13 protein-coding genes are annotated in these 14,089 nt (G+C 63.3%); 6 read left to right on the top strand and 7 right to left on the bottom strand.

The annotated features are described in order from the left end of the window. Window positions 1–37 precede the first annotated feature (37 nt). Window positions 38–676 (top strand): TetR family transcriptional regulator, encoded by a 639-nt coding sequence (locus QRN42_RS14480; RefSeq protein WP_284976870.1) that lies wholly within the window; start codon window positions 38–40, stop codon window positions 674–676. Here QRN42_RS14480 and pgm read toward each other — a convergent pair. Both pgm and QRN42_RS14470 read right to left on the bottom strand, forming a co-directional pair. Then, entirely contained in the window at window positions 666–2,339 is a 1,674-nt protein-coding gene (gene pgm, locus QRN42_RS14475; protein WP_284979852.1) for a phosphoglucomutase (alpha-D-glucose-1,6-bisphosphate-dependent), read from the bottom strand. The two genes, QRN42_RS14480 and pgm, sit on opposite strands and share 11 nt — an antisense overlap. Before the next feature lie 101 nt (window positions 2,340–2,440). Continuing rightward, window positions 2,441–3,196 carry an SDR family NAD(P)-dependent oxidoreductase gene (locus QRN42_RS14470; RefSeq protein ID WP_284979851.1) on the bottom strand — a complete coding sequence of 252 codons (756 nt, stop codon included), beginning with the start codon at window positions 3,194–3,196 and terminating at the stop codon, window positions 2,441–2,443. A gap of 216 nt (window positions 3,197–3,412) precedes the next feature. Between QRN42_RS14470 and QRN42_RS14465 the strand changes: the two genes are divergently transcribed. Next, on the top strand, window positions 3,413–4,057 hold the full coding sequence (locus QRN42_RS14465; protein WP_284979849.1) for a DUF4190 domain-containing protein: 645 nt from the start codon (window positions 3,413–3,415) through the stop codon (window positions 4,055–4,057). Window positions 4,058–4,168: 111 nt separating this feature from the next. On the opposite strand, the gene QRN42_RS14460 is transcribed toward QRN42_RS14465, so the two are convergent. Further along, on the bottom strand, window positions 4,169–5,668 hold the full coding sequence (locus QRN42_RS14460; protein WP_284979892.1) for a peptide MFS transporter: 1,500 nt from the start codon (window positions 5,666–5,668) through the stop codon (window positions 4,169–4,171). A gap of 67 nt (window positions 5,669–5,735) precedes the next feature. After that, window positions 5,736–7,184, bottom strand: coding sequence for an amidase (locus QRN42_RS14455; protein WP_284979848.1), 1,449 nt, complete (start codon window positions 7,182–7,184; stop codon window positions 5,736–5,738). 157 nt (window positions 7,185–7,341) lie between these two features. On the opposite strand from QRN42_RS14455, the gene QRN42_RS14450 reads away from it, so the two are divergent. The 3 genes from QRN42_RS14450 to QRN42_RS14440 all read left to right on the top strand — a co-directional run bounded on the left by QRN42_RS14450 (window position 7,342) and on the right by QRN42_RS14440 (window position 8,989). Continuing rightward, window positions 7,342–7,668 carry a rhodanese-like domain-containing protein gene (locus tag QRN42_RS14450; RefSeq protein WP_284979847.1) on the top strand — a complete coding sequence of 109 codons (327 nt, stop codon included), beginning with the start codon at window positions 7,342–7,344 and terminating at the stop codon, window positions 7,666–7,668. Between the two features lie 40 nt (window positions 7,669–7,708). Then, a complete protein-coding gene (pheA, locus tag QRN42_RS14445; protein WP_284979846.1) occupies window positions 7,709–8,641 on the top strand; it encodes a prephenate dehydratase in 933 nt (310 codons plus the stop codon). A 114-nt stretch (window positions 8,642–8,755) separates the two neighbouring features. Beyond that, a complete protein-coding gene (locus QRN42_RS14440; protein WP_284979845.1) occupies window positions 8,756–8,989 on the top strand; it encodes a hypothetical protein in 234 nt (77 codons plus the stop codon). A 28-nt stretch (window positions 8,990–9,017) separates the two neighbouring features. Here QRN42_RS14440 and QRN42_RS14435 read toward each other — a convergent pair whose 3' ends face one another. After that, window positions 9,018–10,079 carry a diacylglycerol/lipid kinase family protein gene (locus QRN42_RS14435; RefSeq protein ID WP_284979844.1) on the bottom strand — a complete coding sequence of 354 codons (1,062 nt, stop codon included), beginning with the start codon at window positions 10,077–10,079 and terminating at the stop codon, window positions 9,018–9,020. A 119-nt stretch (window positions 10,080–10,198) separates the two neighbouring features. Between QRN42_RS14435 and serS the strand changes: the two genes are divergently transcribed. Next, window positions 10,199–11,479 carry a serine--tRNA ligase gene (serS, locus tag QRN42_RS14430; protein WP_284976861.1) on the top strand — a complete coding sequence of 427 codons (1,281 nt, stop codon included), beginning with the start codon at window positions 10,199–10,201 and terminating at the stop codon, window positions 11,477–11,479. 63 nt (window positions 11,480–11,542) lie between these two features. Here serS and QRN42_RS14425 read toward each other — a convergent pair whose 3' ends face one another. Next, the gene (locus QRN42_RS14425; protein WP_284979843.1) at window positions 11,543–12,400 is read right to left on the bottom strand and encodes an HAD family hydrolase; all 858 of its coding nucleotides are present in this window, start codon (window positions 12,398–12,400) and stop codon (window positions 11,543–11,545) included. 111 nt (window positions 12,401–12,511) lie between these two features. Next, window positions 12,512–14,014 carry an MFS transporter gene (locus QRN42_RS14420; RefSeq protein ID WP_284979842.1) on the bottom strand — a complete coding sequence of 501 codons (1,503 nt, stop codon included), beginning with the start codon at window positions 14,012–14,014 and terminating at the stop codon, window positions 12,512–12,514. Between the last annotated feature and the right edge of the window lie 75 nt (window positions 14,015–14,089).

The raw sequence follows: 14,089 nt of genomic DNA, 5'->3' as shown, positions 1-14,089 counted from the left end.
CACGTTTACTAGTGCCAGCCGCGGCTACAGTAGGGGAGTGACAAACGAGCCAGCGCTGCCCCCGGCCGCCTCACTGGATGAAGAACTTGTCCGTTCAGGGCGGGACGCGGACATAACGCGCAGGGCGCTGGTGCGTGCTGCTCGACGACGGTTTGCCACCGAGGGTTACCGGGCCACCACGGTGCGGCACATCGCAGCGGACGTCGGTGTCAACGTAGCCCTGATCAGCCGCTACTTTGGCTCGAAAGAGGGCCTCTTTGAGGCCTGCATGAACCGCACCTTTGATGAGTTGGATCCGCGGACCCGGCCTGCCGGCGTCGACGAGGTCATTGCCAGGCTCATCAGCCACGTTGCAGAAGCCCCCAACCCGGACGACCCGCTGCAGCTCCTGCTCCTGCTGCGCTCGTCCGGCGATGAGAGCGCTGATGCGATCCGCCGCAAGACCTTGGAGGCTTACACGGAGAAGCTCGCCGAGGCGGCAGGATGGAGTGCGGACGATCCCGCCTCGCAACCGCTGCTTCTCCGTGCCCAAATGGCGATCGCCACGATGCTTGGACTCGTGATGCTTCGCACGTCCACGGAGGTGCAACCGCTCACCACCGCGTCGGCAGCGGAGCTTGCCGAACCCCTCGAGCAAGTCCTACGGGCGCTGCTGGACGGCGTTGCTAAGCAATAACCCCATCCACCAGCGCCTTGGCCTCCTGCTGGACCTGGGCAAGGTGGTCGGCGCCCTTGAAGGACTCGGCGTAAATCTTGTACACGTCCTCGGTGCCGGAGGGGCGCGCGGCGAACCAGGCGTTTTCGGTGACAACCTTCAGGCCGCCAATTGACGCGCCGTTGCCCGGGGCCTCAGTGAGCTTGGCTGTGATTTCCTCGCCGGCCAGCGACGTGGCAGATACGTCCGATGCCGAGAGCTTGCCCAGCTTGGACTTCTGCTCCCGGGTGGCGGCGGCGTCGATCCGGGCGTAAACGGGTGCACCGAACTTATCGGTCAAGCCCTTGTACAACTGGGATGGAGACGAGCCGGTGACTGCGGTGATTTCCGAGGCCAGCAGGGCCAGCAAGATGCCGTCCTTGTCCGTGGTCCACACAGAACCGTCCAGTTTGTTGAAGGATGCGCCGGCCGATTCCTCGCCACCAAATGCGCCTTCGCCGGAGAGCAGACCGGGGACGAACCACTTGAAGCCAACTGGAACCTCAACCAGCTTCCGGCCCAAGCCGCCTGCAACGCGGTCGATGATCGAGGACGAAACCAACGTTTTGCCCACCACTGAGTCCGGGTTCCAACCGCTGCGGTTCCGGTACAGGTAATCGATGGCGACGGCGAGATAGTGGTTCGGGTTCATGAGCCCGCCCACTCCATCAACAAGAGGCGTGACGATGCCGTGCCGGTCGGCGTCGGCGTCGTTACCGGTCGCGATGTCATAGGGCGCGGTACCGTCGGCGCCGGGCGTCATGCGCTGGATCAGGGACGCCATGGCCGACGGCGACGAGCAGTCCATGCGGATCTTCTCGTCCCAGTCGAGGGTCATGAACGCCCACTGGGGATCGACGGTGGGGTTCACCACCGTCAGGTTGAGCTGGTGGCGCTCGCCGATCTCGCCCCAGTAGTCCACCGAAGCACCGCCCATGGGGTCGGCGCCGATGCGGACACCGGCGTCGCGAATGGCGTTGAGGTTCAGCACGGAAGGCAGATCGTCAACGTAGCTGCTGAGGAAGTCGAACTTCCCGGTCGTCTCCGCTGCCAAAGCATCATTGAGGGGCATGCGCTTGACGCCGCGAAGCCCGTTCTCGAGGAGTTGGTTGGCGCGATCGGCAATCCAGCCGGTGGCGTCAGTGTCTGCCGGGCCGCCGTGCGGGGGGTTGTACTTGAAGCCGCCGTCGCCGGGCGGGTTGTGGCTGGGAGTGACCACAATGCCGTCGGCCTGGGGGCTGCCGGGTGCGGCTTCGCGGTTGTACTTAAGGATTGCGTGGCTCAGTGCTGGCGTGGGCGTGTAGGCGTGTCGGGCGTCAACGAGCACGTTCACACCGTTGGCCGCCAGTACTTCCAAGGCGGAGTTCTGGGCCGGCTCGCTGAGGGCGTGCGTATCGCGGCCAATGAAGAGCGGTCCCGTGATGCCCTGACGCCCACGATACTCAACGATCGCCTGCGTAATGGCGAGGATATGGGCCTCGTTGAACGAGGACTTCAAGCTGGATCCACGGTGGCCCGAGGTTCCAAACGCCACACGCTGCGCGGGATCGTCCAAGTCCGGAGCAACGTCGAAATACGCGTCCAGCAGGGCTGTGATGTCAACAAGGTCCTGGGGAAGGGCAACTGTGCCCGCTCGGCTAGCCATGGGGTCCAGCATGCCAGACCATCACGCCCGCATAAAGGAAATGACCCTGAAACGCGCCCTGTGACGCATAATTGCGGCCACAGGGCGAGGTTCCGGTCAGGCTAGACAGCCGTGTAGCCGCCGTCGACCAATACGTAGGAGCCGGTCATAAAGCTGGCTTTGTCCGAGAGCAGGAACGTGGTGAGGTTGGCAACTTCCTCCGGGCGTCCCAAGCGGCCCAGCGGGTGCTTGGCCTCGAGGCCGGAAACGACCTCCTTCGGCGCGCTCGCCAGCAAGGGGGTGTCAATGTAGCCGGGGCCTACGGCGTTGATGCGGAGGCCCTGCGCGCCATATTCGGCCGCGGCGTTCTTGGTCATGCCAACCACGCCGTGCTTGGCTGCGGTGTACGCGGCGTTTCCGGGAGCAGCAACGGCGCCGTGAATGGAGGCCATGTTCACGATGGCACCCTCGGAGGCGCCTGCGGCAAGGATGGCGGGGATTTGGTAGCGCATGCCGTAGAGGACGCCACTCAAATTGATCGCGATAACCCTGTCCCAGTCGGCGATGTCGAGTTCGCCAACAGGAGCGTTGGCGCCGCCGATGCCGGCGTTGTTGACGGCGTAGTTGAGGCCGCCGTAGGTCTCGACGGCGAAGTCGACGGCGCGCTTACTGTCATCAGCAACGGCGGTGTTGCCTTGGAATGGAACCGCAGTACCGCCGTCGGCCTTGATCTCATCGGCAACGCGCGTTGCGGCGTCCAGGTTAAGGTCGACGACGACGACGTTGACGCCGTTCTTCGCGAGGTCCTTGCTGATGGCTTCCCCGAGGCCGGATCCTCCGCCGGTCACGAGTGCGGTTTTTCCTTGGAAGTTAGCCATGATTTCTCCTTCGCGGGACGGGTCCCGCTAGTTCTCGTAGTGGGCGCTGCTTAAGTCGCCGGTAAGTACAACCGGTCCCGGCCACTGGATATTCCATGCATATGCATTTATTTACGCATTCTGGACAAGCGTGACGCGGCCAGATCGCCCGTCGTCTTATGCGCGGGACCACGCGGCGGTAGTGTTGGCAACAAAGACCACAACAGGGGGACACTCATGTCAGACCAACCGTTCAAAGGCAACGAAGACAAACCCGAGGGTAACCAGCCGCCGCGCTATGTTCCGCCGGCCCAGCCCGGCGCCCCGGAACAAGGCGCAACGGGCCACGGCGCAACGGGCCACGGCGCAACGGAACAGGGGGCAACCGGACCGCAGTTCAACCAAGCGCCCCACTCCCAGCCCCAGCAGCCTGCTGGCCAAGGCACCTACACGCCCGGCGATTACAGCCAGCAGCCACCGTCCCCGTACGGCCAGCCGCCCAGCCCGTACCAGCAGCCGTTCGGACAGAACAGCCCGTATGGACAGCCAAACCAATATGGCCAAAACACCCCTTATGGCGAGGTGAGCCAGGCAAGTCCGTACGGCCAGCCGTCGTACTACGGCATGCCTTCACAGCCTAAGGTGTTGAGCATTGCCAGCATGTGCTGCGGCATCGCCATCTTTGTTGGCTTCGGATTCTTCATCCTGCCGCAGATCGCCGCCGTCGTCCTTGGCCACTTGGCGCTCAAGCGCGAGCCGGCCGGCAGGGGCATGGCGATAGCGGGCCTGGTGATGGGCTACCTCGGGCTGGCGCTGACGGTGATCCTCGGCATCGTCTTCTTCGCCGCAATCGCCTCGTCGACCAGCCGGTACAACTACTAACCAATAACTCAACAAAACGGACGACGGCGGCCCTCGCCTCCGGTGGGATTCCCACCGGCCACGAGGGCCGCCGTCGTCGTTAAAAGTGCTGTCCGCGGTTGGCGGCAGGAACTACCGGACCCCGCCCATGAGCTTTTTGATCGCCGGCGAAGCAGCGGCCAAAGCGATAGCCAGGACCACGGCCACGCCACCGATTCCGAGGAAGTACGGGAGCTCATCCTTGGGGTTGTAGAGGCCCGCGAGAATGCCCGCCAGCGTGGTCCCGAGCGAGACCGAAAGGAAGAACAGCGCCACCATCTGGGTGTGGAACGCCGCCGGGGCGAGCTTGGTGCTCACGGACAATCCGATGGGGGAGAGGAAGAGCTCGGCCAAGGTGAAGAGGAACAGGATCCCCACCAGCGCAAGCAGGGGTGTTTTGCCGTCGCCGGCCAGCGGGATAAAGGCCAGGAATGCCAGGCCCATAATGAGCAGGCCGGCCGAGAACTTCAGCGGGGAACTCGGTTGCCGTGAACCCAGCTTTGTCCACAAGGCTGCCATCACGCCGGCAAAAATGATGATGAAGACAGGGTTGATGGACTGGACCCAGGCCGCCGGCATCTCCCAGCCGAACAGGTTCCGGTCCAGCTTCTCCTCCGAATACACGGCAATGAACGTGAACTGCTGCTGGAACAGGGCCCAAAACGCGGCAGAAGCCACGTACAGCGGAATGAAGGCCAGCACGCGTTTGCGCTCCACGGCGTTGACCAAGGGGCTGCGGAAGATCAGGACCAGGTAGATGACCGAGGCCCCAATGGCCGCGTAGGCCATGCTCCGCGCGAGGTTGTTGGCGTTGACAACGCCTGTACCGAGCAGCACGCCGATGACGATCAGGATGCCAAGGAAGATCAGGCCATATTTGGTGCGGTCAGCGGCGGGGAGCGGGTTGGGGACGCGGTGCGCTTCGGCAGGGAGGCGCTTGCGTCCCAACGAGTAGATGACCAAGCCGATGGCCATGCCCACGGCCGCGGCGCCGAAGCCGAGGTGGAAACCGTAGCTAGCCTGCAGCCAGCCGGTCACCAGCGGGCCAATGAGGCCGCCGATGTTGATGCCCATATAGAAGATGGAGAAGCCCGCATCGCGGCGCTCATCCTTCTCGCCGTACAGGCTGCCCACCAGCGCTGTCGCGTTGGCTTTCAGCCCACCGGAGCCGATGCCCACGAGCACCAGGCCGGCCACCAGGCCCGGAATGCCCGGGATGAGGGCCAAAGCGATGTGGCCGCACATGATCATGATCGCCGCGCCGAAAAGGACCTTTTCGGAACCGAAGAGCCTATCGGCCAACCATGCGCCGAGGATCGTGGAGAGGTAGACGCCCCCGCCGTATGCGCCGACCAATCCGGCCGCGAGACCCTTGTCGATGGACAGGCCGCCTTGCTCGGCGGTGAAGTACATGTAATAGAGCAGGATTCCCTGCATGCCGTAGAAGGAGAATCGCTCCCACATTTCCACGGAGAAGAGGCTGGCCAGCATCTTTGGGTGGCCGAAGAATGACGTATCGCTCGATGGCACCGCGGACGTGGCCGTGGTTTGACGTGTGCTCATTTCTTCAATGCTGGCATCGACTGCGGGCATTGTCACATCGATGAATGCTTGGGGCAAGCAGTTTCCACATGTTAGACGCGTGTTTGGAGGTGGGCGCTCAGTGGTCCCCCGACGTCCCCAGAGCAGCCGCCAGCTGGAGGAGCTGCAGCTCAGAGCCACTTCTGCCGATCAGCTGGATCCCCATGGGCAACCCGTCAGCTGTAACGTGCACGGGAACGCTGACGGCAGGCAAACCGCACACGTTCACCATGGAGGACCAGGGAGCATACTCGCATTGCCGTTTGTAGTCCTCGTCCGCGTCACCGGCCCACTCGTGCGGCCATGATTCACCGCTATGGCCACCACCGGTGAACCAGCCGATGGGGCGCGGCGTCTGTGCCAACGTCGGGGTAGCTATGACATCCCAGCGTGAATACTGCGCAATCGTGTCATGCTCAAACTGCCGCAGGAGGCTTAGTGCCTCGTTGACCTTGGACGCGCTGCGTTGTTGCGCCCGACGCCGGAAAGTGCGGGTCAGTGGAGTCAGCAGCGCCTCGCGTTGAGGTGCTATCCGAGCGCTCCCGACGCCGGCAGTCCAGGCGGCGGTGAAAGCGTCCGGATAACGGTTGTCATAGCGGATCTGAGCCTCACTCACCGCATGCCCGGCGGCGGTGAGCAACTCCGTCCCCTTGGTAAGGGCGTCCATGGCGTCCTGCTCGATGTCGAACGGGTAGATGCCGGCCCATGGACTGTCCAGGCTCAGGCCTATGCGCAATGGTCCCGGCACCCGCCCCACGTTGGCGAGATATCCGCCGTCGGGGGCTTGATCCCGCGGAACCAGCGCATCCATGAGCAACGCAGCGTCCTCGGCGGTGCGCGCCAGCGGCCCCGCAACCACCAGTTTGGCGGCGTCTCCCGAACCGCTTCCAGACGGCACCACGCCCCGACCTGGTTTCAGCCCGACGAGGCCGCAAGCACCGGCGGGAATGCGAATGGATCCGCCGCCGTCGGTTCCCGGAGCGAACGGGATGAGGCCCGCGGCCACCGCGGCAGCGCTGCCGCCCGAGGAGCCACCGGAGCTCCGCCCCAAGGAGTACGGATTGCGCGACGGCGGTGCCACCCGGTTTTCGCTGTAGGCGGTCAGCCCGAATTCCGGCACCTGCGTCTTGCCCAGCGAAAGGGCGCCGTGCGCTTTCAAAGCTGCTGCCAAGGCGCCGTCCTCGGGCGCTCGCTTGTGCTCAAGGGCGGCGCTCCCGTGTGTGGTGGGGACGCCGGCCACGTCAGTGAGGTCCTTGAAAGCGATCGGCATGCCGTGCAGCATGGGCAGCTGCTCCACGTTGTGCCCACGGGCGTGTTTGGCACGAAGGTTGTCAGCGGCGTGGGCATCGTCCATGGCTTGTTCGGCCGTGACGGTGATAAAGGCGCCCAGCTGCTTATTCTTCGCCTCGATGGTGGAGAGAAAGTGGGCTGTCACCTCACGGCTGGAGAGCGCTCCTGACATCAACGCCCCACTCAGTTCCACGGCAGTCAGCCGTGAAATCTCCCCTTCGGATTGCCCGGTGGCCATGGGTACTCCTAAAGGGGTTCGTGAGCTTGGGTGCAAGTCTTGGCGTTCCAAGTCTTGGCGTCCTGGACCAGCGAAGCAAATGCGGGGAGCGCTATCAGGGCCGGGTCACCCAAGCAGTAGGCTGGATGCTGACCTGATTCAACGGGAAGGGATGACTGTGAGCGACTTTGAAACGGTGCCTGTCGGCGGCATTCCTGCCGAGGCGAGCATCCTGGACGTCCGGGAGGACTACGAATGGGTGGCAGGTCACGCCAAGGGCGCCCGCCACATTCCCTTGGACCAGCTGCCCGCGCGCTTGGACGAGTTGGATCCGGATGACGATCTCTTCGTGATTTGCCGCACCGGTGGCCGCTCCTTCCGCGCTGTGCAGTGGCTAGTGGGGCTGGGCTACTCGGCCGTCAACGTCGCCGGTGGCATGGATATGTGGTTCGAGGCAGGGAAGCCGATGGTCTCGGATAACGGCCTCAAGCCCGTGGTCCTCTAGCTCACGCCATTCCAGGTATATAACCCATAAGGAATATTGAATGTCGCCAGCCACCTACGCTTTCCTAGGCCCGGAAGGGACCTTCACGGAGGCGGCCCTCCTCCAGGTGCCGGGTGCCGTTGAGGCGACCAGGATTCCCTGCACCAACGTCAATGCGGCGCTGGACCTGGTGCGGTCGGGCCAGGCGGATGCCGCCATGGTTCCCATCGAAAACTCTGTTGAGGGCGGTGTGACGGCCACGTTGGACGCGATTGCCACGGGCGCGGAACTCCGGATTATTCGCGAGGCATTGGTTCCCATCACGTTCGTGCTGGTGGCAAGGCCCGGCGTCGAAGTTTCCGACGTCAAACGCATCTCCACGCACGGCCACGCGTGGGCGCAGTGCAGGCGATGGCTGGATGCGCACCTTCCGGACGTGGATTACGTCCCGGGGTCCTCGACGGCGGCGGCCGCGATGGGCCTGCTTGCCGCCGACGCGCACTATGACGCGGCCATCTGTGCCCCGCTGGTCGCCGCTGAACAGCCAGGGCTGACGGTCCTCGCGGAGAACATTGGTGACAATTTCGACGCCGTCACCCGGTTTATCCTGGTTGGCCGCCCCGGCGTCCTTCCGGAACGAACCGGAGCGGACAAGACAACCGTGGTGGTTCCTCTGCCGCAGGACCGCCCTGGTGCCCTCATGGACATCCTGGACCAGTTCGCCTCGCGGGGAGTGAACTTGAGCCGCATCGAATCGCGCCCCACGGGACAGTACCTTGGGCACTATTTCTTCAGCATCGACGCGGACGGCCACGCAGCGGACGCGCGTGTGGGCGATGCCTTGGCCGCCCTCCACAGAATCAGCCCGGCAACCCGCTTCCTGGGCTCCTACCCCCGGGTGGACAAGGACATCACGGAGGTTGCCCCGCACACTTCCGACGCTGCTTTTGCTTCAGCACAGGCGTGGGTCGAGGCGATTCTGCAGGGTGAATAGCGACTCCAAAACGTTGTCCACAACGGGAGTTTGAAGCTCTTTCGCGGGGGTACAAGTGTGCGTATGCTTGCTTGATCCATAAACGATGGATGAATTTCGATGAAAGGAGCGGTCATGTCTGTACACAGCGACGACAAAGACGGCCAAGGCATGATCGTCAACCCCAAGCCCTCCATTGACAGCAACGCGGACGACTGGGACGGGGACGAGGCGGACCGGGCGGACCGCCTGCGTTTCGAAGAAGAGCAGGCCATGATCAAGGAACAGTCCGAGGCCCGCGCGGCGGCCAAGGCAGCGGCGGAACAAGCCGACGGAAACGCGGCACAGCCGGACGTCGGCGCCATCTGACACACGGCTTTCGTTAGGGGGACCGCGGCTAGGTGGTCGCGGTCCTCGGCACGCGCACCAGCAGTGACCCTGGTTCTACCTGAACGGTGACCTCCGTGGCCTCGCCCGAGGGATCGCCGTCGAGCTGGGTGGCCATGGGTTCCTGGCTGCGGATGGTGACTTTGCCGGAACGGTAGAAGCTCATCATGGGCAGGTTTGCGTTGTGCTTGAACAGAATCTTGACGTACATGGCGAGCCATCCGAACGCGCTGCGCGGGCTCATGACCACGATGTCCAGCATGCCGTCGTCGATCATTGCCTGGGGGATGAAGTCGATCCCGCCCGGGATCAGTCCGCAATTGGCAAACAAAACGCTGCGGATCTTCCGTGGCTGCTCAGTTTCGTCATCCATGGTGATGGTGACCCGCTTGCGCCGGCCGGGGAGGTGGCGGACACCGGCCTCGGTGTAGGCCAGCCAGCCCACGGACTTTTTGAGGTCCTCCTTGGTGTCGCCCAGCACCTCGGCGTCCAAGCCCATCCCCGCGATGACCAAGAAGGTGTGGCTGGAGGATTTGCCGGTGATGTTGTTGCTGATACCCATGGTCGCGGTGTCGATGAACCGTTGATGCCCGAACAAAGCGGTTTGGATGCAGCCTGAAAGATCGGTGACATCCAGGTCAAGGTTGCGGGCCAACAAGTTTCCGGTGCCTACCGGCACCAAGCCCATGGCCACGTTCTTATGCGCCAGCGACTCGGCCACTACGCGGACTGTTCCGTCGCCACCGCAGGCCACGACGACGTCGGCCCCGTAGGCCAGTGCCTGGCGGGACTGTCCGTAGCCGGGGTCCTCACGGGTGGTTTCGAAAAAGCGGGGTGGGTCCCAGCCAGCCAAGTCGCATGCCTCGGTAATCGAGTGCCGGGCAACGTGGGCGTTGTTCTTGACCGGGTTCAGGATCACGGCCACCCGTTGGCCTCCAGGGTTGGGCTTGTGGGAGTCCTCCCGTACGGCGCTCCTGACATGGCGGGCCCGCAATCGGCGCACGCCCCACCAACTGGAGACGGCAAAGGCCACGCCCCCAGCGAGAATCACGTACAGGATCCAGTCGCTCATGGTGCTTCAACACTATCGCCCTGCACGCTTGCCTTTTGCCGGGGCAGGCGGGGTGGAGGGCTGGCGACCGGTTAAGGTAATGGGCCGGAGATGCACGAGTGATTCGATACTCTTATCTGGTGATCGACGTAAAAGACCTCAGCGAAAACCCGGACAAGTTCCGTGCCAGCCAGCGTGCCCGCGGCGCCGACGAGTCCGTGGTGGACGCGATCATCTCTGCCGACTCCGATCGCCGGGCGGCCTTGATCCGCTACGAAAGCCTCCGCGCCGAGCAAAACGTCTATGGCAAGAAGGTCGCGAAGGCCAAGGGCGAGGAGAAGCAGGCCCTGCTGGCTGAGGTCAAGGAACTGGCCAACTCCGTGAAGGCAGCCTCAGTGGAGGCCGATGCCGCGCAGGCCAAGCAGGACGAACTCCTGCGCGTTGTCCCCAACCTCATCGTGGATGGGGTGCCTGAGGGCGGCGAGGATGACTACGTAGTGGTTAAGACGGTCGGTAGCCCTCGCGAATTCACGGATTTCGAGCCCAAGGACCACCTGGAGATCGGTGAACTCATCGGTGCCATCGACATGGAACGGGGCGCCAAGGTTTCCGGCTCGCGCTTCTACTTCCTGCGCGGCGTCGGTGCGCGGCTGGAAATGGCGCTGCTGCAAATGGCCATGGACCAGGCCATCGAGGCAGGCTTCGTGCCGATGATCACCCCCACTTTGGTGCGCCCCGAGACCATGCAGGGTACCGGTTTCGATGTAAAGCACGACGCCGAGATCTACCGTCTCGCTGAGGACGACCTTTACCTTGTGGGAACCTCGGAGGTGGCCCTCGCGGGTTACCACGCCGACGAGATCCTGGACCTTTCCGCCGGACCAATCCGCTATGCGGGCCAAAGCTCCTGCTACCGCCGCGAGGCCGGTTCACACGGCAAGGACACCCGTGGAATCATCCGGGTACACCAGTTCAACAAGGTGGAAATGTTCATCTACACCACCGTTGAGGAAGCCGCCGCCGAACACGAGCGCCTGCTGGCTTGGGAAGAGGAAATGCTGGCCAAGTGCGAGCTGCCTTACCGCGTCATCGATACCGCCGCAGGCGACCTGGGAATGTCCGCGGCCCGGAAGTTCGACTGCGAAGCCTGGGTCCCCACGCAGAACGCCTACCGCGAGCTCACCTCGACATCCAACTGCACTACCTTCCAGGCACGCCGCCTTAACATCCGCGAACGCGTGATCAATGATGAAGGTGTTGCCAAGGGAACCCGGGCGGTGGCTACGCTCAACGGCACCTTGGCCACTACTCGTTGGATCGTGGCTATCCTCGAGCACCACCAGAACCCTGATGGTTCGGTCAACGTCCCCAAGGCGCTCCAGAAGTACCTCGGCGGCCTTGAGGTCCTGCCCGTCCTTTAGCTGGGGCTGGCTGGTCCCGCGGGGGCTGGAGGGAGTGGCTGGTCCCGCTGGGGCGAGCGGCAGTTACAGGAGGCCGCGCAAAACCAAGGCGGCGCCGTCGTCGAGCACTGACGCGGTGACCTCGTCCGCAGCGGCGATGACTTCATCTGCGGCTTGGCCCATGGCGACACCACGGGCCGCCCACGTGAGCATCTCGATGTCGTTCCGGCCATCGCCCACGGCAACCGTGTTGGCCGGATCTGTCCCGAGCTTCCGGCGCAAGGCCTCCAAAGCGCTGGCTTTGGTGACGCCCTCGGCTGCGATGTCCAGCCACGCCGTCCAACCCACGGAGTAGGTCACGCCGGACAGCCCGATGTGCCGGATGGCTTCATTAAATTCGTCCGAAGTGTTGTCGCTGCTGAACACCACCACGCGGACTGCAGTGGAGTCCAGCATGGTCTGGAAGTCGACGCCGATGGACTCCACGCCGAAACTTGCGTCCTGGAAACGTTCGGTGGAGAGGAAAACTCCGTCTTCGTCCTCCAGCGCATACTTGGCGTTGGGCAGCCGCTCCCGCAAAGCCTTCAAAGCGGGTGCTGGGTCAAACGTGGCTTTATGGATGATCTGGTATCCGGCCTCCAGCGCCGGATCGAGGCGGAGTGTCACGCCGCCGTTGCAGCACACTGCGTAACCGCGTTCGAGTCCGATTTGTTCAATGATCGGCAGGGTCGCGTTGAGTGAGCGGCCTGTGGCGATCATGACGTCGTGCCCGCTGGCAACCACGGCTTGGGCGGCGGAGCGGACCTCCGGTGACATGTGCCCGTCGTGGTCGACCAAAGTGCCGTCCACGTCCAGTGCGATCATGAGTGCGTTGTTGGTGTTGTTGTCGTTGTTCGGCTGGTCCTCGATGCCAGCAACTGCAATATCAGTCAGAATAGTCATGTTTCAAGTAGAACAGACACCTCCGACGCTGAACTAGGACGGGCGCCACAGCGCTTCGTTAACTGTGGGTGAACACTCATTCCCAGCCCCTCGATGCACCAGCCGATGTGGTCAGAGCGTCTCTTTCTGGGCGGCCACCAGCTCCCGTGCCTCATCAATGGTGTCCACGCTTGGCATGGAGCCAGGGAGCGCGCGGCGAGCAGACTCAGGCAGGAAGTAGATGGCGATTGCGCCTATCACCGAGGTGCCGATCAAATAATAGGCCGGTGCCATATCATCGCGGGTTGCATTGATGAGTCCCTGCACAATGAAGGGTGTTGTCCCGCCGAAGATCGCCACGGAGAAGTTATAGGCAATACCCATGCAGCTGTAGCGGCCCGCGGTGGGGAAGAGCGCAGGGAGCGCCGAAGCGAGGTTGGCCACGTAAAAGGTCACGGGGAAGGCGACCAGTGCCAGGCCACCCAAGGTAGACCAGATGTCCCCCAGACCAATCAAGAGGAATGCCGGGACGGCGAAGAGGATGGTACTGCCGGCACCGATCCAGAGGACCGGCCTGCGGCCGATACGGTCGGACAGCTTGCCCGTCAAGGGAATGCAGAGCGACATCACCACAAGCACCGGAATGGTCAGCAGGGTTCCGTGGACGGCATCATAGCCTTTGGAATCGGTCAGATACGTCGGCATGTAGGACGTCAGGGCATAACCCACCGTGTTGGCCGCAGCGGCAAGGATCATAGCCAGGACGATATGGCGCCAGTAGGCCTTGAGAGTCGCCAAGGGGCCCTTGGCGACGGCGTTGTCCGTGGCACTTGCGTCGGCGGTTACGGCTGCTTGGGCATCCAGGGTTGCCTGGAACTGCGGCGACTCCTCGATTTTGTTCCGGAAGTAGACAGCAATCGCCCCGAGCGGTCCAGCGATCAGGAAGGGCAAACGCCAGCCCCATTCCTCCATGGCTCCCTGCCCCAGGGTCAGTTGGAGCACGGACACTACCGCTGCTCCCAGCGCGAAGCCGAGGTACGAGCCCATATCCAGGAAGCTCGCGAAGAAGCCACGCCGCTTATCCGGTGCGTATTCGCAAACGAAGGTGGTAGCACCTGCGTATTCACCGCCGGTGGAAAAGCCTTGGATGAGCTTCAGCACCACAAGAAGTGCCGCCGACCATATACCAATTTGGGCGTACCCCGGCAGGAGCCCGACGACGAAAGTACTAGCCGCCATCAGCATCAGTGTTGCTGCGAGAACCTTCTGGCGGCCCACCTTATCGCCGAGCCAACCGAAGACGACGCCACCCAGCGGCCGGGCAACGAAGGTTGCAGCAAACGTGCCCAGCAGGAAGAGCGTCTGCACCGACTTGTCAGCTTCCGGAAGGAAGACCGGGCCCATGGTGGTGATCAGGTAGCCGAACACCCCGACGTCGTACCATTCCATGGTGTTGCCCACGATCGTCCCCCCGAGGGCTTTCTTGAGCATCGGCCGGTTGACGATGTTGATGTCGGAAACTTTGAGGAGACGACGCAGTGGGTTTGGTTTGTCCGCATGCTTGGGAGCGGCGGACCTTGCTAAGGCACTGCTTTCGCCTGCCGGGGAGCTGGTCAGGCTTCTGTGCGTAGACATTGTGGCCCTCTCGGGGTAGGTTTGGTGGCCTCTATTTTGCCGGGGGGACGCTGCAGCGGGATAGGCAATAGCCCA

The sequence above is a fragment of the Arthrobacter sp. fls2-241-R2A-200 genome (assembly GCF_030209745.1).
Lineage (GTDB): Bacteria > Actinomycetota > Actinomycetes > Actinomycetales > Micrococcaceae > Arthrobacter.
The sequence above is the reverse complement of the archived record's forward strand: the minus strand, read 5'-3'. Positions and strand labels throughout refer to the sequence as shown.

What these genes read in the sequence shown, in the direction of transcription:
- pgm (WP_284979852.1), bottom strand. Translation starts at nt 2,339, where the DNA reads ATGGCTAGCCGAGCGGGCACAGTTGCCCTTCCCCAGGACCTTGTTGAC.
- QRN42_RS14460 (WP_284979892.1), bottom strand. Translation starts at nt 5,668, where the DNA reads ATGCCCGCAGTCGATGCCAGCATTGAAGAAATGAGCACACGTCAAACC.
- QRN42_RS14440 (WP_284979845.1), top strand. Translation starts at nt 8,756, where the DNA reads ATGTCTGTACACAGCGACGACAAAGACGGCCAAGGCATGATCGTCAAC.
- QRN42_RS14455 (WP_284979848.1), bottom strand. Translation starts at nt 7,184, where the DNA reads ATGGCCACCGGGCAATCCGAAGGGGAGATTTCACGGCTGACTGCCGTG.
- QRN42_RS14465 (WP_284979849.1), top strand. Translation starts at nt 3,413, where the DNA reads ATGTCAGACCAACCGTTCAAAGGCAACGAAGACAAACCCGAGGGTAAC.
- QRN42_RS14470 (WP_284979851.1), bottom strand. Translation starts at nt 3,196, where the DNA reads ATGGCTAACTTCCAAGGAAAAACCGCACTCGTGACCGGCGGAGGATCC.
- pheA (WP_284979846.1), top strand. Translation starts at nt 7,709, where the DNA reads ATGTCGCCAGCCACCTACGCTTTCCTAGGCCCGGAAGGGACCTTCACG.
- QRN42_RS14420 (WP_284979842.1), bottom strand. Translation starts at nt 14,014, where the DNA reads ATGTCTACGCACAGAAGCCTGACCAGCTCCCCGGCAGGCGAAAGCAGT.
- QRN42_RS14425 (WP_284979843.1), bottom strand. Translation starts at nt 12,400, where the DNA reads ATGACTATTCTGACTGATATTGCAGTTGCTGGCATCGAGGACCAGCCG.
- QRN42_RS14435 (WP_284979844.1), bottom strand. Translation starts at nt 10,079, where the DNA reads ATGAGCGACTGGATCCTGTACGTGATTCTCGCTGGGGGCGTGGCCTTT.